Source organism: Pyxidicoccus trucidator, from assembly GCF_010894435.1.
Lineage (GTDB): Bacteria > Myxococcota > Myxococcia > Myxococcales > Myxococcaceae > Myxococcus > Myxococcus trucidator.
Map to the genome: position 1 here is coordinate 131301 of NZ_JAAIXZ010000021.1, position 18645 is coordinate 149945.

Annotated in this window: 13 protein-coding genes; 9 read left to right on the top strand and 4 right to left on the bottom strand. The window is 69.1% G+C overall.

Going from position 1 to position 18645, the window contains the following annotated elements; translation table 11 throughout:
• Positions 1–54 precede the first annotated feature (54 nt).
• Complete coding sequence (locus G4D85_RS40260; protein ID WP_164019566.1) at positions 55–2583, top strand: VIT domain-containing protein; 2529 nt, start codon at positions 55–57, stop codon at positions 2581–2583.
• 141 nt (positions 2584–2724) lie between these two features.
• On the top strand, positions 2725–4398 hold the full coding sequence (locus G4D85_RS40265) for a ligand-binding sensor domain-containing protein (RefSeq protein WP_164019567.1): 1674 nt from the start codon (positions 2725–2727) through the stop codon (positions 4396–4398).
• Here G4D85_RS40265 and G4D85_RS40270 read toward each other — a convergent pair.
• On the bottom strand, positions 4391–4729 hold the full coding sequence (locus tag G4D85_RS40270) for a hypothetical protein (protein WP_164019568.1): 339 nt from the start codon (positions 4727–4729) through the stop codon (positions 4391–4393). The genes G4D85_RS40265 and G4D85_RS40270 overlap by 8 nt on opposite strands.
• 214 nt (positions 4730–4943) lie before the next feature.
• Entirely contained in the window at positions 4944–6572 is a 1629-nt protein-coding gene (locus tag G4D85_RS40275; protein ID WP_164019569.1) for a peptide-N4-asparagine amidase, read from the bottom strand.
• Positions 6573–6698: 126 nt separating this feature from the next.
• Here G4D85_RS40275 and G4D85_RS40280 point away from each other — a divergent pair, with 126 nt between their 5' ends.
• From G4D85_RS40280 to G4D85_RS40290, 3 genes are all read left to right on the top strand, one after another.
• Positions 6699–7409, top strand: coding sequence for a GNAT family N-acetyltransferase (locus G4D85_RS40280; protein WP_164019570.1), 711 nt, complete (start codon positions 6699–6701; stop codon positions 7407–7409).
• Positions 7410–7533: 124 nt separating this feature from the next.
• A complete protein-coding gene (locus G4D85_RS40285) occupies positions 7534–11025 on the top strand; it encodes a glycosyl hydrolase (protein WP_164019571.1) in 3492 nt (1163 codons plus the stop codon).
• A 160-nt stretch (positions 11026–11185) separates the two neighbouring features.
• On the top strand, positions 11186–11452 hold the full coding sequence (locus G4D85_RS40290; RefSeq protein ID WP_164019572.1) for a hypothetical protein: 267 nt from the start codon (positions 11186–11188) through the stop codon (positions 11450–11452).
• 132 nt (positions 11453–11584) lie between these two features.
• Here the strand turns inward: G4D85_RS40290 and G4D85_RS40295 are convergent, their stop codons facing one another.
• Positions 11585–11986: a hypothetical protein gene (locus G4D85_RS40295; RefSeq protein ID WP_205525914.1), complete on the bottom strand. Its 402-nt coding sequence runs from the start codon at positions 11984–11986 to the stop codon at positions 11585–11587.
• A 149-nt stretch (positions 11987–12135) separates the two neighbouring features.
• Here G4D85_RS40295 and G4D85_RS40300 point away from each other — a divergent pair, with 149 nt between their 5' ends.
• The 3 genes from G4D85_RS40300 (at position 12136) to G4D85_RS40310 (ending at position 17316) form a co-directional block, all read left to right on the top strand.
• Complete coding sequence (locus G4D85_RS40300; protein WP_164019574.1) at positions 12136–13371, top strand: metallophosphoesterase; 1236 nt, start codon at positions 12136–12138, stop codon at positions 13369–13371.
• Between the two features lie 109 nt (positions 13372–13480).
• A complete protein-coding gene (locus G4D85_RS40305) occupies positions 13481–15049 on the top strand; it encodes a protein adenylyltransferase SelO (RefSeq protein ID WP_164019575.1) in 1569 nt (522 codons plus the stop codon).
• Between the two features lie 140 nt (positions 15050–15189).
• The gene (locus tag G4D85_RS40310) at positions 15190–17316 is read left to right on the top strand and encodes a methyl-accepting chemotaxis protein (protein WP_164019576.1); all 2127 of its coding nucleotides are present in this window, start codon (positions 15190–15192) and stop codon (positions 17314–17316) included.
• 48 nt (positions 17317–17364) lie between these two features.
• Here G4D85_RS40310 and G4D85_RS49980 read toward each other — a convergent pair whose 3' ends face one another.
• On the bottom strand, positions 17365–18141 hold the full coding sequence (locus G4D85_RS49980; RefSeq protein ID WP_240359785.1) for an FHA domain-containing protein: 777 nt from the start codon (positions 18139–18141) through the stop codon (positions 17365–17367).
• A gap of 103 nt (positions 18142–18244) precedes the next feature.
• On the opposite strand from G4D85_RS49980, the gene G4D85_RS49985 reads away from it, so the two are divergent.
• Positions 18245–18568 (top strand): hypothetical protein, encoded by a 324-nt coding sequence (locus G4D85_RS49985; RefSeq protein ID WP_240359786.1) that lies wholly within the window; start codon positions 18245–18247, stop codon positions 18566–18568.
• Positions 18569–18645: the final 77 nt, after the last annotated feature.

Genomic DNA, 18645 nt, shown 5'->3' on the forward strand with positions numbered 1-18645 from the left:
GCCCGGCGCCTGCAATTGCCTCGGACGCACCCCGAAAGCCGAGGCCTTCCCCACATGCGAGTCCTTCTCGCCACGCTCTCCGTCTGTCTGCTGTCCCTGACGGCTGCTGCCCAGCAGCCGCCCTGCCCCGCTCCCGCCGCTCCGCTCAGCACGGGCGCCATCTCCCAGGGCACGCTGGTGGCGCGGCTGCGCCAGAACACGCAACGGACCGGCTGCCCCGACTCCGCGCCGCGCACCTTCAGCCTCCAGCACACGGAGGTGGACGCGGAGGTGAGCGGCTTCCTCGCCTCGGTCACCGTCACCCAGGTCTTCGAGAACCCCTATACCGAGCCGCTGGAGGCCCTCTACGTCTTCCCCCTGCCGGAGCAGGCGGCGGTGGATGGCATGGAGCTCGTCATCGGCGAGCGCGTCATCCGGGGCGTCATCCAGACGCGTGAGCAGGCCCGCGCCACCTATGAGCAGGCGAAGGCACAGGGGAAGACGGCGGCGCTGTTGGACCAGGAGCGCCCCAACGTCTTCACCCAGTCCGTCGCCAACATCCTCCCGGGCGAGCGCATCCGCGTGCGCATCCACTACGTGGAGCGGCTGCCGTACGAGTCGGGCACCTACCGCTTCACCTTCCCCATGGTGGTGGGCCCCCGCTACATGGGCGGCGAGGCGCTGCCCTTCCGCCAGGGCGAGGGCACGTCTCCGGACACCACCACCGTCCCCGACGCCAGCCGCATCTCCCCGCCCGTCCTCCCGCCCGAGCTGCGCGCCGGCCATGACATCCAGCTCACCGTGCGGCTCGACGCCGGGCTGCCCGTCCAGGCGCTGCGCTCCACGTCGCACCGGGTGGAGGTGGCGCGCGAGGGCCGCAGCCGCGCCAGCGTCCAATTGGGCCGCGACGAGCGCATCCCCAACAAGGACTTCACGCTGGAGTACACCGTCGCCGACGCGCTCATCCGCCCCGCCGTCCTCGTGCACCGGGAGCCGGGCGCCGACCACGGCTACTTCCTGGTCATGCTCAACCCGCAGCTGAGCCCCTCCGACAAGGAGGTGGTGCCGCGCGAGCTGTACTTCGTGCTCGACACCTCGGGCTCGCAGATGGGCCTGCCCATCGAGAAGTCCAAGGCCATCACCGCCGAGGTGCTCCGCAACCTCCACCCCGAGGACACCTTCCAGGTGCTCAACTTCCACACGGAGGTGACGAAGTTCGCGCCCGCCGCGGTGCCCGCCACCCGCGAGAATGTGGCGCGCGCCCTCCCCTACGTCGCCAACTTCTGGGGCGGCGGCGGCACGGACGTGCGCATCGCCGCGCAGGAGGCCATGGTTCCGGCCAACGACCCGGCCCGGCTGCGCATGGTGTTCTTCATGACGGACGGCTACGTCGGTGGGGACGATGCCGTGCTCGCCTCCCTCCAGGAGCACCTGGGCGAGGAGACACGCATCTTCACGGCGGGCGTGGGCAGCAGCGTCAACCGCTACCTCGTCGCGAAGATGGCCGAGCTGGGCCGTGGCAGCTCCACCTTCGTCAACCTCCGGCGCCCCGAGGCGGAGGTGGCCCGCGAGTTCGAGGAGCGCATCCGCGGCCCGGTGCTCACCTCGCTGCGCGCGGACCTGGATGGACTGCCGGTGGCGGACGTGTACCCCAAGGCGCTGCCCGACCTGTTCAGCGGCCAGCCGCTGTTCCTGGTGGGGAAGTTCCAGGGAACGGGCGGAGGCGTGCTGCGGATTACCGGCCGCGTGCGTGGCGTGGAGCGTCGCTTCGAGGTGCCGGTGCGCTTCCCCGAGGCCGCCCCGGAGAACGGCGCCCTGCGGAGCCTGTGGGCCCGCCAGCGGATTGAAGAGCTGACGGTCCAGGGCTACCGGCAGGAGACGCCCGAGGTGGTGCAGGGCATCACCGCCACCGCGCTCCAGTACGGGCTGATGAGCAAGTACACCTCCTTCGTGGCGGTGGAGCAGGTGGCGCGCGTGGAGCCGGGCACCGACTCGGTGAAGGAAGTGGTGCCGGTGCACCTGCCCGAGGGCGTGTCCTACGCGGGCGTCTTCGGTGAGCTGAGCCGCGAGGAGATTCCGCCGGGCGACCCCATCATCAGCGTGCGCGCCCCGCGCGACGCTCGCCGGGTGACGGCGTACTTCCCCTTCGGCCTGGTGAAGCCGCTCACCTTCGACACGGTGTCCGGCGCCTGGCGGGGCCGCTTCCTGGTGCCGCTGGCGGTGAAGGACGGGTACTACGAGGTCATCATCGCCGCGGAGCTTGCGGACGGCCGCGTGGTCCGCCGCGAGGTGCGCTACCGGCTGGACTCGAAGGGCAATGACTTCGACGTGACGCTGTCCTCGGCGGAGCTTGTCCCAGGTGGCCCCCTGAAGCTGGACGTGGACGCGGTGGAGACCACCAAGGAGGTCAGCGTGTACGGCGAGCTGTTCGGCGAGGAGCAGCACCTGCTGGAGACGAAGGACGGCCTGCGCTTCTCCCGCGAGCTGACGGTGCCGGCGGAGGCCGCGCCGGGCGAGTACGAGCTGGTCTTCGTCGCCCGGGACAACGCGGGCAACCGCTTCGAGCGCCGCGAGAAGGTGCGGGTCCACGCCGCGGTGGAGTAGGCCCCTACCCGTCCGGGCCTCCTTCCAGGGGCCCGTGACGTGCTGGCCCCCGGCCGCACCTGTGGCCGGGGGAGGACACACCTGCCTTCGGCCTCACAGGGGCGCGGGCGTGGCCCGGAGTTCGCAATCGGAGGCGTCGCCATGTCCATTGCCCTCGCTGTCGTCACCGCCGCGTCCCTGGCCACCACCGTCACCAACACCGAGACGGTGCATGACCTGGAGTCCTTCTCCGGCCACGTCATCGCCTGCACCGAGGGGGGCCTGGAGCTGTTCACCCCCTCGGGCATGCCCGTCCATGTGCTCACCGTCGAGGACGGGCTGCCCAGCCACTTCTGCCGCGCGCTGGAGCCCGCCGGAGACCAGCTCTTCGTCGCCACGGACGAAGGGGTTGTCTCGCTCGATTTCCGCTTCCAGGTGCGGCCCGTGCTCGACGCGCGGTGGCACACGCTGCCTGCCGCGGACGGCGCGAGCGCTGACGCGTACGTGGCCCGGCTCGGCCAGCTTGCGGCGGCGCTCCCCCAAGGCTCCACGTACACCGCGCTGTCCCCGCGCTTCGCGGGCACGGCGGATGGGTACGTGCGGGAGCTGGGCACGGCGCGGATGTGGCCGGTCCCCGGGCCCGTGCGGATGCTCGCCGAGGAGCACCGGGGCCTGAAGGTGGGGACCAGCGAGGGCGCGTTCTTCATCGACGCCGGTGGGAAGCTGGCCTCCGCGGGCGACGTGCCCGTGGGGCCACTGGCCTATGCGCGCACCGACGGACTGTTCATCCTGGGCTCACAGGGAGATGTGAGCGCGTGGGACGGGGAGCTTCGCGTGGGCGCTTCCACGCGGACCGCCGGGCTGCCCGTGGGTGCCACGTCGATGAGCGTCTCTCCGGACGGCTCCACCTGGGTGGGGACCCGCGACTCGGGAGTGCACCTGCGCTCGAAGGCGGGCTGGCGCCGGGTGACACCGACGGGCCAGCTCTGCGGCAACCATGTCACCGCGCTCACCCGCCACAAGGGGCGGCTCGTCGTGGGGACCTTCGACCGGGGCGTGTGCTGGCAGCGCGATGACGGCCGCTGGCAGTCCTTCCGCACGCCCGCGCTCCCCAGCAACCAGGTGCTCGGCATCAGCAGTGACGGAGCGCGACTCTACGTGGCCACCACCTACGGGCTGGGCCTGTACGACGGGAAGGTGTGGACGCAGCTGGCGTTCGGCGGCCGGAACCCGGTGGGGCTGGGCAAGCTCTCGGTGCTCGCGGCGGCCCGGCTCGACACGGGCGTGGCGCTCGTGGACGGGCGTGGTGCCTCCGTCGTCGCGGAGGGTGGACAGACGCTCTCACTGGTGGAGCGACTGCCGCTGCCGGAGGGCTGGAGCGAGCACCCCTCCGTGGCGGATGGCGCCGGCCGCTTCCTGTGGGTGGCCAGCGAGGACCGGGGCCTGCTGCGCTGGGACGGCGCGCGGTGGCAGCGCTTCCATGACGGGCGCGACCTCACGGACAACTGGGTGACGGCGCTCTCCACCGACGCCGAGGGCCGCGCCGTCGCCGGCACCTGCCAGGACGGGTTCAACTACTTCGATGGCTCGAAGTGGACGCGGGTGGGCGCGGCGCAAGGACTGCCCTCTCGCGCCATCGTCGCCACGGCGCTCGTGCCCGGGGGCGCGCTCATCGGCACGCTGCTCGGCGCCGCGCACTACGACGCCGCGAGCGGCACCGTGCGGCCACTTCCCCGGCTCGCGGATCCGCGCGTCTATGCCATCCTCGTGGAAGGTGACTCCACCCTCTTCGGAACCGAGGGCGGGCTGTCGTGGCTGGGAAGGGACGCTACATGAGGATGGCCCTGAGCCAGTGCGCAAAGGGCCGGTAGATGCACATCAGGCACGGCGTAACGACCACCGAGGCCGTCAGCACCAGCCCGGCGATCGCAAATCCCCTTTGACCTGACCGAAGCCCATTGACTCCGAAGATGAACGCTCCCAGCAGGAATGGAAGCGCAAGGAACTCCAGAACAATCCCAACGGTGAAGCCGTATCCACCCAACAAGAAGAGGACGGCAGGAGCCCCCAGCATGAAGGCCAGCACCCCGAGGACGAAGCTGATGATGGCGCTATACGGCCACGCGACCGGGCCTGGCGTCTGGGTCTCTGTCATGTCACCGGCCATGAGCAAGCTCCGTACCGGTTTGTAAGTCCTTGAATCTCCATGCAAGCCAGGGCGGCCCGTCAACGTTGTTGTCACCCGGTGTCCGCGGAGGTGACACCGGGAGCGGTCCTGACGTCTCGAGGCGCGCACCTCGAGACGCCAGGCCCTTCACGCACCGGAGGTCAGCACTCGCTGCCCGGCACCACGCTCGCGGCCCTCCACGGGAGGGGCTGGCTCAGTCGCAGCGCTGGACGTCCGCGGTGACGAAGCCGTTCCGGGTGGAGATGCTCCGGTCGTAGCAGGCGCCGTGGTCCCCGGTCAGCGTGTAGCGATGGGTGGAGGTCCCCACCGCGTTCCGCTGCGGGCGTGGCACGCCCAGGTTGTAGGCGGCCTCGCCGGTGTAGACATCGCTGAATTTCCGATGCGCCAGGGTGAACGGTCCCCACTTCGTGCGCGTGTCCTCCGCGTCGTTGACGGTGATGGTCGTGGTGAGCCGGTTCTCCGGCGTCAGGCTGATGAGCCCGTCGAGCACGAAGCGCTTCTCGGACCGGTCCACCGTCGGGAAGAGCCCCCGGCCGTGGACCGTGACGGTGCTGGTGTCATTCCAGGTGGCGGTGAGCCCATCCGGGTTCTCCGCGTCGCCCAGCCAGCGGTGCATGCTCGAGTTGGACACGGACTGCTCCACGGTGGTCACCACCCTCCCGTGCGAGGTCCGCAGGTAGCCGGAGACGCGCAGGTGATGGCTGCCCTGCGTGTCCACCTGGTGCCAGCCGTCCACCAGCGTGTGCGTCGACACATTGGCCACCGGCCCCACCTGGTGCACGAGCAGGCCGCCCGTGACTTGCGAGGCGCGCGCGTCCCGCCAGACAAGCACGTTGGTGGGCAGGTCCCAGCCAGGGCGTCCCTCCGGGACACCGAGCACCCGCACCGTGAGCTGGTGCGGCTGGCCGTCGGTCAGCAGGCCGACGAACGGCGTGAGGTCATAGCGGATGGGGCGGATGTCGAAGGCGCGCGGCGCCGGCAGCACGTACCAGAGGAACGGGTTGGACCAGCCGCCCGTGTAGACGTGCGGGAAGGGCATGGCGATACCAGCCACCCTGCCGTCCACTTCAATCTGGACCTCGCGGTACGGGCCCGCGTCGGCGGGGCACGAGTACGGCACCACGGTGGGCGCGGTGATGTACCAGAACTCCTCGCAGCCTCCGCCCGAGCCCGTCGCGTACACCTCGGCGACGAGCCGCTCGGTGTTCCGGGGCACCGTCACTTCGCCAAGCTGTGCGCTGCCCTCGCGGCGCGGGTTGGTCAGCGGGAGCACGTCGCTCGCCGTGTCGGCGGGCTTGTAGCGGCCCTTCGCCGGGTAGAAGGTCAGGTAGACCTGCACGTCCAGCACGCCGGTGTACGTGTCGTTGACCACGTTGCCAATCAGCATCCAGACGGGCTGGGGCCGGGCCAGCAGGGGCGCGTAGGCGGTGACGTCCTTCTCCACGGACCAGGCAATGCCCTCACGGGAAGGCTCGGGCGTGGACGTCTTGAAGAGGGTGACGCCACCCACCTCCAGGTGCCCGAGCCGGTCGTACTGCACGCCCTGCACCTTGCCTTCCAGGCGCAGCACCACCTGATGCCAGGGACCGGGGCAGTCCGCGGGCGGGGTGAAGGTGCCGGTGTAGGGCGTGAAGTCATCGAACTGCTCGTTGACGATCTGGACGGTGCACGAAGGCGTCGCGGGCCGCTCCACCGGGGGCGCGGCGGTGCGCGGGTCGTCCCAATCGGTGCCGAACTCGGGGGGCGGCTCGGCGGCGAAGGCAGGGGGCACCGCGCAGAGCGCGAGGCCCGCGACGGCAAGCACAGCGGAGAGACGTTTCACGGGTTTCTCCAGGTAGACAAGGACTGCGGGGAGACTAGGCGCCGACGGATGCGGGGGCAACGCCGGACACTGCGCCCCATTTTCAGAGAATTTTGCATCAATCGTTGCTTCGCAGGCTCTCGCTCCATGGAGGCGGCGCTGCTGCCTTCCATCATCTCCCCGGAGCAAGCCCTGACGACCTTTTCCTCAGGCCATCAATCGCAAGCAATTGCACCCATCCGGACGCAACCGGACGCCATGACTCACGCCATTGAGGTAAGAGTCCTCACGAGTCAGGAGGATCTCAACAGCTACCGAAGGCTGCTTTTCGACGTGTATATCAACGAGGCCGGCTGGAAGTTCAATCCAACGAATCCTTCTGGAATCCGGGTCTCTGGCCATCAACTGCTTGATGACCGGGATGACATCGCCACCTGCTTCGGTGTCTTCAGCCAGGGTAGATTGGTCGGTGGCGCCAGGCTCTGCGGGAGATATCAGGATCGATTCGAGATTCATGGCTATCAACCCGAGCGGGACCTGGCCTTCCTCGACCTCCCCAACCTGGTCGAGGGGAGCAGAGCCGTCCTGCATCCCGGATTCAGAGGCACCGGCGTCTTCATGTTGCTGGTGCTGCATGTCTTTGAGTTCTGCAGGCGCAACCACTTGTTCATTTTTACAATCCCCAGCGCGCAGTCGGTGATGCGGCTCTACAAGCGGATAGGAATGCCGGCGATCGAGGGCTGCAGGTTCCGGTTTGAACCCGAGGACCCGGAAGAAGCGCAGTTGTTCCTCGCTGATTCAGAGGACGTGTTGGACACCGTCATCAAGAAGCTGGGTCAGCTCCTCCGCGCGAGTTGAGGGGCGGGGTCGGGTGTGGGCTGGGGCGCGGGACGCTTCTGGCGCGCGGGAATTCACACCTGGGCGCGGCGAGCGTCTCCACCAGGACAGCGTTCCATGAACGTTGACCTTCCCAGGAGAGACCATGAGCTCGGATGCGCCCCTGCGCGTCGGCAAAGCCAGCATCTTCAGCTCCTACCCCAGCTGGCTGCCCGTCAAGGTGATGCCGAACTTCGACGGCACACAGGGGCCCGCGAACCCGATCGCGGGACGCCCCGTACCGACGAACAAGTGGTTCTCGCCGCTGTTCTGGTGGACGAACAACCTGGACTACGACCCGTACGGTGACAACGGGTCGGCGATCGCACTCCGCCCCATGCCGGCCATGCTCCAGGTGTCTCCCTGGGGGCTCATGCTCACCTACCGGCACACCCCCGAGAGCAAGTGCGGTGGGGCGGGCGATGCCTCTCCCTGTGGTTGGCCCGGCAGCGCCTCGAAGATGGCGTGCAGCAACTGGACGAACTGGCGGTTTGATCGCGACCCCAACGCCATTTTTGCCTCGATGGTGATCTCCGTCGAGAAGCTCATGGTGGACCGGGAGAAGACCCCCTACTTCGTCAAGGCCTCGGACTTCGGAGACTGGGATGCCACCCTGGAGTGGAATGACGGCGAACGCCGACTCCAGCTCACCGGGTTGGCCGGCGGCCCCATGCTCTACGGCACCGCCTCCGGAGGGGAGCTGGAGTTCCAGCTGCCCGCCGCCGACAACCAACACCCGATCACCTTCTACGACGGACACGGAAACAGCCTGGGCCAGGCCTACATGGGCGCGACCGGCCCCAAGCTGACGGCCTCGACAGACGGCATCCTCGGCATGACGTTCAAGACGCTCGAGGGCGATGTCGTGTCCTATGCGATCTTCGCTCCCCGGGGGACCACCTGGAACTTCACCCAGGGCACCACGGACCACAGCAAGGCGCCCGAGCGTGGCGGCTATCTGTCCATGCTGAGGTCCACCAACCTCGCGGCGGGCCACCAGCCCATCCACTTCTCGGTCGCGGTGCTGCCGCCGCCCGCGAAGGACGGCATCTCCCTCAACGCGCTCAAGGCCTTCGCCGACGCCGCCGGCTGCCACATCTCCAGGACTGTCTTCACCTGGGATTCGTGGGACACGACCCAAGGGACCATCACCACCCACTACACGTTCGACGTGCAGGCACACACGAGCGCGCTGCCCACCCCGAACCCCTCCATCCTCACCACCCTGTTCAAGCCACACCAGGCGCTGCTGGAGGGGGCGGGCGGCCCGGTCGCCTACGTGCTGGACGAGGATGGCAAGCCGTACAGCTACAACTCTCCTCGGGGGCCGCTCAAGCTCGTGCGCCTGCCCGTGGACGCCGCCTCCAGCACCGCTCGCTACTCCGTCACCTATCCGTACTACGGCTATGTGCCGGCCCTTCCCGACCTGTCGTTGAGCTGCGACGAGCTGTCCGCGCTGAAGACCTACCTGTCAGCCGATTCCCGGCAGACTCCCTCCGGCACTGCTGACTTCCTCTCCGACGAGCAGCCGGATGCGTACTCGACGGGGACCAAGCTCTATTACAAGGTGATGCAGACGGTCCTCTGGCTGCAGCAACTGCAGCAGGTCGACAGCATCCCGGACTTTCGCGTCCTGGGGCAGACCGTGGGCAAGGAGCAGGCCATTGCCCTGCTCGTGGACTTCCTCAAGGCGGAGCTGGAGAACTTCTTCTCCGCGACCCGGCCCAGGGAGCTTGCCTACCAGTGGCACTTCTTCAATCCGGACCCGGGCGACTCCCGCGGCTTCGAGAAGAGCGCCGACGCCACCCCGCTGCCCCAGCGCTTTCCTTGCTGGCCCGGCGCGCACTGCAACCCCGATGGCGATCCACTGCTCGAGACGGGCCCCTCCTGGAAGCTGACGAAGCAGGCGCTGGTTGAAGCTCAGCGCGCAGGGAAGAACCCCTACCTCGTGCTGCGGAATCTCGACTTCACCGTCAACGCGTTCGCCGCGACGGGCCCAGCCAAGGACATGCTGCTTCACTACGCCTGGAAGGCAGGGAGCACGAAGCAGGCGCAGAACGTCAACATGTATGTGTTCTACGCGCCGTCCGGGAACAAGGCGTCGCCCGACAATCCGCGAGAGTGGACCCAATGCATCTGGGCGGACCAGTCCTGGGTGCTCAACAACCAGGGGATTGGCGCCTTCATGGACATCCCCAAGGCCGAGACACCGTGGCGGCTGGGCCAGCTCCCCTACAACGGGACGTCGACTTGCGCCCCTCACCAGATTCCCGCCGGCAAGTACGACCTCATGCTGGTGTTCGACTGTGGGGCCGATTGTGGCGCCTTCCCCAGCATGTGCGGCGCCGGCAACCCTCCGGTGAAGCCCAACATCGAAGCCTGGGGTGACTGGGAGCTGACGGTGGGCCCCGTCCACCTCCAGGGCAAGCCCTACAAGTTCATCGCCTACAACCGAGAGTGGAACTCCTTGCTGGGCAACACCTCGTGGTACGGGTCGATCGAAAATCTCGCCGACCACCACTTCGGCTGGGGCTACCTGATCAAGGCGGCGGCGCTGGTCGCCCAGTTCGACACCCGCCTCGACCCGGACACGAAGAAGCCCTGGTGGGACGTCGAGCAGGGCTGGGGCGGAATCGTCAACCTGATGGTCCGGGACGTGATGGACTGGCGCAAGCCCGGTGAGCCAGCTCCCGCCGGCCTGTCGTTCGCGCGCTGCAAGTACCTGAACCCTGTCGAAGGGCACATGTACGCCAACGGGCACGGCAACAGCGGCGATGGAAACGACGAGGAGTCATCGTCCGAGGCGGTCAACTTCGCGGACGCCTGCATCGAGTGGGGCGCGGCTACCGGGCAGAACGACATCCGAGACGTGGGCATCCTGCTGCGCTCCATGTACGCCCAGGCCGTGCCGATGTACTGGTTCAACGTCGATGGGGACGTGCTGCCGTCCACAACGGCGAAGGAGCCGTTCCCGATTGCCGGGCAGATCACTGGCGCCGGCAATCGCCATGACACCTACTTCTCCGGCGGCGACAGCGACGCGGGGTGCCCTTCGCGCAACAGCGACGTGGTCGCCATCGAGACCCTGCCCGTCACCGCGGGCACGCTCCGACTGAGCCTGTTTACTCCCCAGCTGAAGGTGGCCTGGCAGACGGTGGAGAACGCCGGCGGCCCCTACTGCGGCGCTTCGGCCAAGTGCTATCTCTCGACGTTGCTCTCCTTCCAGGCCCTGTTCGACGCCGACTCCGCGAAGGCGTCCTTCCTCGCGAGGGCGAGTCCGGACCAGCCGTTCACAGCCTGGTACAACTACCTCCCCAGCACCCAGGGGTTGAAGCAGCCCGAAGACCACTCCTATGCGACGACCTACGCCTTCATCCTGAGCCTGGGGCGGCTGGGCGCGGCGAAGGCCGAGCCGCTGGCGAGCCTGGACTCGAACCCCTTCTACATGCCAATGGCAGACGGCTCGCTGCTCGTCTACAACCCTACGTCGGCACCACGCTCGTACCGCATCGGTGGCAGGTCCGTGACGGTCCCCGCGCTGCGCTGTGCGCACGTCGACTCGACAGGCAATCCCGTGGACTCATCCAGGACCTGCTGACGTTGGCGGCCACGATGGCCGCAGGGTGTACGGAGCCCCCTGCGAAGTCGAGGGCGACCCAGCAGCGATTCCAGGTCCTTCTCCTCTTTCCATGAGTCTGTCTTGTCTTTCGAGGAGGGGTGGCTTCCCTTGCATGGGGTCGAAGTGGTGGAGTCCGCGCATGCTCGAAATCTTCGCCCTCATTTCGCTGTGTCAAAAACTGGCGGCCATCGCCAAGGAGAAGGGCCGCACCAAGGCGTGGGCGGCCCTGGGAGCCCTCTTCTGGTTCCTGGGAGAAATCGTCGGCTTCGTCATCGGCGAAGTCATGGGCCTGGGCATGGGCGGCTACCTGGTGGCCATCGCCTTCGCGTGCCTGGGTGCCTACGTGGCGTACACCATCGTCAAGGCGCTCCCGGAAGCGCCTGTCTCCGTCACCCCGGCCCTCTGACCGGCTCAGGGCTTGACCACGCGGTCGTATTCGGCGCCGAAGTCGCTCGGGCGGATGCAAATGTTCCCTCCTCGGTGGTGCAACTCAGGAACGAACGAACGAACGAGGCGAGCCATATTCCCGCCTGAGTGACTACGGCGTCACTTCGGGGCTGCTCGCGGCATTCATCACGAAGAGTACGCCCAGCACGAGCCCGACTACCGAGAGACCAATCGCGATCAGGTCCAGCTTCAAGCCCTGCCGGCCGCGCTTGTCGTTGGTCGCCATCGAGACCAGGTCGATGCCCGCGAGCAGGATGGCCACCAGCCCCAGGGGCGCGCATGCGAGGGAGACGAAGCCCAGGATGCCCGCGATGACCGCCAGCCACGAGCCGGTAAAGGCAGACGTCCGGCGCGCGCAGTCGGGGCATTGGCGCTCGTTCTCACGGAGGACTGCGCAGGCCGGGCACATGAACGTGCCGCAGCGTGGGCAGACTGCATCCGCGACGTTCTCAGGGTCCCGGGGGCAGCGGGCTTCGGGCATGGGCTCGGTCAACGCGGTCGCTCCAGGACTTCGCAAGGGACGGCATCGTAACGCCAGCGTCGCGGGATGCGCCTCATCCCCGGAGTGCGAACAGACGCCACGGCGCGGGGGTGGTGCAACGGGATCCATGACGTCCCGCCGCCGCATGGTAGAAGCAGCCCATGTCGACGCTCGTGCCTTCCGTCGCCTACCTCACCGACGTGGAGGGCCTCTGGAAGAAGCTGACCCGCTTCTGTGAGGACAATCCGCTCGTGTCCCTTGAGGACGGAGAGCGCCTGGTGGTGAAGCCGGGCGCGACCTTCGTCTTCGGGGGAGACGCCATCGACCGGGGCCCCGACGGGCGGCGCGTGGTGCGCACGCTCCTGGAGGCCCGGCGCCGGCAGCCCTCGCAGGTGGTGCTGCTGGCGGGCAACCGCGACATCAACAAGCTGCGGCTGGTGCGCGAGCTGCGGGGCCACCCGCTGGCCCGCACGCCTCCGGAGATGCGCAGCGCGCCCCGGCCCGTGCTGCTGCGGTGGATTTTCGAGAACACCATGGGCGCGCGCGGAGCCTTCGACTTCCGCAAGGCCGAGCTGGCCCGCTCCGGCGCGCCCGTGAGCGACGAGGACGTGGTGGACAGCTACCTCGAGGACCTTGGTCCCGGGGGCGCGCTACGTGACTACCTCTCCGCGTGCCAGCTCACCTTCCGCGTGGGCCCGACGCTGTTCCTCCACGGAGGACTGCACGAGGACAGCCTCGGCGCGGTGCCCTCCCGGGAGCGCGTGGAGGGCGTGGACGCCTGGAGCGAGGCCCTCAACCAGTGGTACCGCGACCAACTCGCGGCCTTCTCCGAGGAGCGCTTCGAGGCGGATGGCCGGCCCGCCTGGGAGGCCGTCATCGCCTATCAGGCGCCCACTCCGGGCCAGCGCATCAACACCGGCAGCGTCGTGTACGGGCGCATGGCCAACGAGCGCAACCACCCCACCCTGCCCTCGCCGGGCCTCATCGAGACGCTCGCGCGCTCGGGCATCCACCGGGTGGTGGTGGGCCACACCCCCAGCGGCGACTGTCCCTCCCTGCTGATTGACGACGGCTTCGAGCTGCTCCTCGCGGACAACTCCTATGGCCGGGTGGAGGGCGCCTCGCGCGTCTTCCTCGCCGGGGACCGGGTCCAGATAGAGGGTGAGGTGAAGCTGGACGATGGGCGGCTGGAGCAGCTCCGCTTCGAGCACGTGCTCGGCGACACCGCGGGCCCCCTGGGCCGGCAGCTCGCCGACACCGGGCACCTGGTGAAGGGGCCCCTCCTGAGCGGGGAGTGGCTGCTGTTCCGCGCGCTGCCGGAGTTCCGAATGGAGCAGCTCGCGGTGGATCCAAGCACGCTCGTGGGGCGGGCACTCGGCCCGGCACGCGCCCCCTGAGCGAGCGTTTCCTCCACCGCACACACCCCGAGCGTGCGGGCGGTGGAGTGGAGGTGATACAGCGGCCCTTCCCCCGCATCTCCCGGGCCGCTCGGGCATCAGAGCTTCCATGCCGCACTTCCACTCCCGCTTCGTCGAATCCACCCCCGGAGACCCGCTCAGCGACCGCCGCCCGCGTCAGGTGCAGGGGGCGCTCTGGTCCAAGGTCCAGCCGACGCCCGTGCCCGCCCCCCGGCTGGTGGCCTGGTCGCCCGAAGTGGCCCGGCTGCTGGGACTGGACGAGGCCACGCTGCGCTCCCCCGAGGCAGTGCAGGTGCTGGCAGGCAACGCGCTCTGGCCGGGAATGGAGCCGTACTCCGCCAACTACGGCGGGCATCAGTTCGGCCGGTGGGCCGGGCAGCTCGGGGATGGCCGCGCCATCGTCCTCGGCGAGCTGCTGACGCCCGACGGCACGCGCCAGGAATTGCAGCTCAAGGGCGCGGGGCCCACGCCCTACTCCCGCCGTGCCGATGGCCGCGCGGTGCTGCGCTCGTCCATCCGTGAGTTCCTGTGCAGCGAGGCGATGCACCACCTGGGCGTGCCCACCACCCGCGCGCTGTCGCTGGTGGCGACGGGCGAGCCGGTCATCCGGGACATGTTCTACGACGGCAACCCCGAGGCCGAGCCCGGCGCCATCGTCTGCCGCGTCGCTCCGTCCTTCCTCCGCTTCGGCAACTTCGAGCTCTGCGCGAGCCGCGGAGACGTGGCGCTGCTGAAGCAGCTGGCGGACTACACGCTCAAGCACTTCTTCGCGGAGCTCGGCGCGCCGTCGAAGGAGACGTACGCGGCCTTCTACCGCGAGGTCGCGCGACGCACGGCGAAGCTCATCGCCCACTGGCAGGCCGTCGGGTTCGTCCATGGCGTGATGAACACCGACAACATGTCGATTCTCGGCCTCACCATCGACTACGGCCCCTACGGCTGGGTCGACGACTTCAACCCCGGCTGGACTCCCAACACCACCGACGCCGAGCAGCGGCGCTACCGCTTCGGCAACCAGCCCGCGATTGGCCTGTGGAACGTCGAGCGGCTGGGCGCGGCGCTGATGCCCCTCTTCGAGGAGGACGAGTCCCTCGTCGAGGCGGGACTGCTGGAGTACCAGCGCACCTTCGAGGTGGAGGCCGGCAGGCGTTTCGCGGCGAAGCTCGGGCTGTCATCGCTACGTGACGAGGCCGACGTCGCGCTGGTGAACGGCTGCTTTGCCTGGCTCGCGGCGGAGGAGACAGACATGACTCGCTTCTTTCGCGGGCTTTCCAGGGTCGTAACCCAGGCGGCGGCGCCTACCTCCCTGCCCCCGGTGGTGCGGGAGACCTTCTATGGAGAGGTCCCCGAGGCCCACGTGGCGAAGGGCGTCGAGTGGCTCGCGGCCTGGTGGAACCGCACCCGCAGTGAAGACGCGCCCCCCGCGGAGCTGGCGAGGCGACTGGACGCAGTGAATCCAAAGTACGTCCTGCGCAACTGGCTGGCGCAGGAGGCCATCGACGCGGCCCATGCGGGCGATGACGCCAAGGTACACGCCCTCCTGGACGTGATGCGTAGGCCCTTCGACGACCAGCCCGGACACGAGGAGTACGCGGCGAAGCGCCCGGACTGGGCCCGCTCGAAGCCGGGGTGCTCGGCCCTCTCCTGCAGCTCGTAGGCGAGGGGTGGCCCCCCAGGCAGCCAGGCGTCACGGCGTGAGGAGTCCCGCGCGGATGTAGGCAAATCCTCGCCCGATTTCTAGGGAGGCCGGTAAGACCCATTTACAGACACACCCCCGGGGGTCGAGCATACACCTCCATGGATTCGCACCACCTCCTTCGCCGGCTCCTGCGCCTTGCCACCCTGGGCTGCGCGCTCTTGCTGCACTTCGTCCTGACTCCCGTGGCCCAAGCAGCCGACGCGGGGCGTCCTGTCGCCCTGCTCGACGGCTGGCATTACCGCTGGGGTGACTCGCCCGTGGGAGCGGATGGCGTTCCCGTCTGGGCCAAGGAGTCCGGCGACCTGCAGGGTTGGCGCCCGACGCCGGCGGCCAAGCTGCCTCCGGACCGTGGCGACAACGCCTTCCTGTGGCTCAGCATCCCCGTTACCGATGGCGGCTGGACCGAGCCTGCCCTCTACCTGGGTGAAGTCGCCTCGGCGTTCGAGGTGTATGTGAACGGCCAGCGCGTCTTCGTGAGCGGGCAGCTGAAGCCGTCCGGCAACGAGGTCCGTGAGAACCTGACGTGGCACCTGGTGCCCCTGCCGCACGAGGCGCTCGGCAAGCGGGTGCTGCTGCGCATCCAGTCCACCAAGCCCACCATCGGCGTGGGCCAGGGCGCCCGAGTGGGAGCGCGGCACGAGCTGCTCGCCGCCCTCACCCGTGACAACCAGGCGCCCTTCGCCATGGGCATCCTCCTGATCGCCGTGTCCCTTGGGGCCGGCGGAGCCTTCGCCCTGCACTGGCGGCGGCGCATGCTCGCGGGACTGGCCGTCTTCTCCTTCAGCGGAGGCCTCATCCTGATCGGCCTGAGCGGCCTGCCCGCGGCCGTCTGGGATGCGCCTGCCCTCTCGGCCCGGGGGACGACGCTGGGCATCGTCCTGCTCGTGCCGGGCCTCATGGCGTTCGTCTCGGATGCCATCCTCGAGAACCGGAGGAACTGGTTCCAGCGGGGCTCGGTCTGGTACTCCGCCCTTTCCCTCGTCTTCGCCTTGATTGCCGTGGTGGACCACGGCACCGCCCAGGTCGTGCAGGTGGTCGCCCTGCCCCTCGCGCTCCTCATGCTGCTGGTCGGCCTGGGCGTCGCGTTGGCCGAGGCGTGGCAGGGCAACCCCGACGCCCGCTTCTTCGTCCTGGGGCAGGCGGGCCTCGTCATCTCCATCGCCATCACCGTGCTGCCCGTCCTTGGCGTGGTGGACACGTCGGTCGGCAACGTCACTCACTGGGGCTACGTCGCGCTCACCCTGTCGCTGCTGGCGGTGGTCGCCCGCCGGGCCATCCAGGTGGTCACCGCGCTGGAGACGCACACCCGCCAGCTCGAGGCACGTCAGAAGGAAGTTCGCAGCCTGGCGGAGCGCATGAACACCGGCGCCGGCGAGCTGGCTACCGTGGTGCAGCAGCTGCGCTCGTCGAGCGACGAGCAGACCGAGGGCGTCAGCCGGCAGGCCGCGGCGCTCCAGGAGGCGGAGCAGACGGTGCGGGAGATCCGCCGCAGCTCGCAGATGACGGCCGAGAAGGCCTCCACGCTCGCGGCCTCGGCCGAGGGCGCCGAGCAGGTGGGCCGTGAGGGCATGGCGGCCCTGGAGAAGACGCTGTCGGACCTCGCGGCCATCCGCTCCGAGGTGTCCGAGATGGCCCGGCGCATCCTCGCGCTCGATGACCAGACGCGGGAGGTCTCCGGCATCGTGGACTCGGTGAAGGACCTCGCGGACCAGTCCAACATGCTGGCCATCAACGCCGCCATCGAAGCCGCGCGCAGCGGCGAGAGCGGCAAGGGCTTCGGCGTGGTGGCGCGGGAGATGCGCGGCCTCGCGGACCAGTCCATCCGCGCCACGCACCGCATCCGCGAGGTGCTCGACGGCGTGAGCACCAGCATGCGCGAGGCCGCCCGGTTCAGCGAGAAGGGCGACGAGCGCGTCCGGCTGAGCCTGGACGCCGTGCGCACCTCCAGCGCCCAGTTCCAGGAGCTGGCGGTCATCATCGCGGACACCGGCTCGAGCGTTCGGCAGATCTCCGCGGCGGTCAGCGCCCAGGATGCCGGCACGCACCAGATGGCGCAGGCCATCCAGGAGCTGTCCGGTCAGATGCAGCGCACGCTGAAGACCGTCCAGGAGACGCAGGAGGCCACCCGCTCCGTCCAGCTGCTGGCGGAGAGCATGTCGCTCATGGCCGACCAGACGCTCGGGGCCAACAACGGGACGGTCGCTCCCACCGCCCAGGCGCGCTGAGCCTCACCTTCGGGCACCCTCCTCGTGGGAGGGTGCCTCGCGCCGGTGTCAACGCAGGGTGAAGGTCACCCGGATACCGCCGAGCAGGTACTCCTCCCCGTCGGAGATGAGCCGGCGGGTGATGCGGGTGTGGTCGAACCAGGTGCCGTTCGAGGATTCGAGGTCCTCGATGAAGAACTCGGCGCCTTCCCGCACCACGACGGCGTGCTCGCGTGAGACTCGCGCGGACTTCACCATCAGGTCGCAGTGTGCTCCGCGGCCGATGATGAAGCGATCCCGCGCGATTCGCACCGGCTCCCCCTTGTCGAGCTGGATGTGCAGCGGCAGCCCCGACACCGTCTGGACGATGATGGTGGTCTCCACGGGAGCCGCGGGCTTCGGCCGCGGAGTGCCCTCACGGGAGCCCTGAGCAGCCGACGGGGTGGGCGCCTTGGCGGCCAGGGACTCATCGCCGTCGGGAGCCTCGTCGCCTTCGTCCGCCTCATCGTCCGACGACTCCTCGTCGTCCGAGTCTTCCTCGTCGTCCGAAGCGTCTTCCTCGGCCGAGTCCTCCTCGGCGGCGGAGCCCTCCGCGTCGTCCGAGTCTTCCTCGTCCGAGTCGTCGGCGTCGTCCGAGTCTTCCTCGTCGTCCGAGCCAGCGTCCTCGTCGGAGCGCTCCTCGTCATCCAGCTCCTCAGCGTTGTCCTCCTCCTCGTCCTCGTCCGCCTCTTCGCGAAGACGCTCGTCCAACGGCGCCACCAGACGATCGACGTCCTGGAGGATGTCGCGGACGCGAGCCGCCACCTCCAGCCGCGCGCCCGCCACGTCGGACGGTGCCTTCTCCACGGGCCGCGCGTCTTGCTCGCGAGGCGCAGGAGTATCCTCCTCGGAGGGCTTGACCCCGGGCGCGGTTGCGGAGACCGGCTCCGTTGCAGCGACAGGCGCGGCGATGGCGGCGGTCGCCGACGCCTGGGGCGAAGCGGCCAGCGCTCGTGCCGGCTGTGTCCCGCCCGGCGCCGACGCCTGGGGCGAAGCGGCGGACGTCGAGGCCTGCGGCGACGCAGCGCTCACTGCCGCCTGGGACGAAGCGGCGGACGCCAAGGCCTGGGGCGAAGCAGCGCTCACTGCAGCCTGGAGCGAAGCGGCGGGCAACGAGGCCTGCGGCGTCGCGGTGCCCACCGACGCCTGGGGCGCACCAGTGGACGCATCCAGGAGGCTGACCTGGGTGGGCGTGATGAAGCCAAACTGGCGCGCCAGCGAGAAGATGGCCTGATTGAGCAGGACGTCGCGGTCCACGCCCATCTCTCGGCTCATCGTCTCCAGTGCGGTCCAGAGCGGGTCCGCGACAGC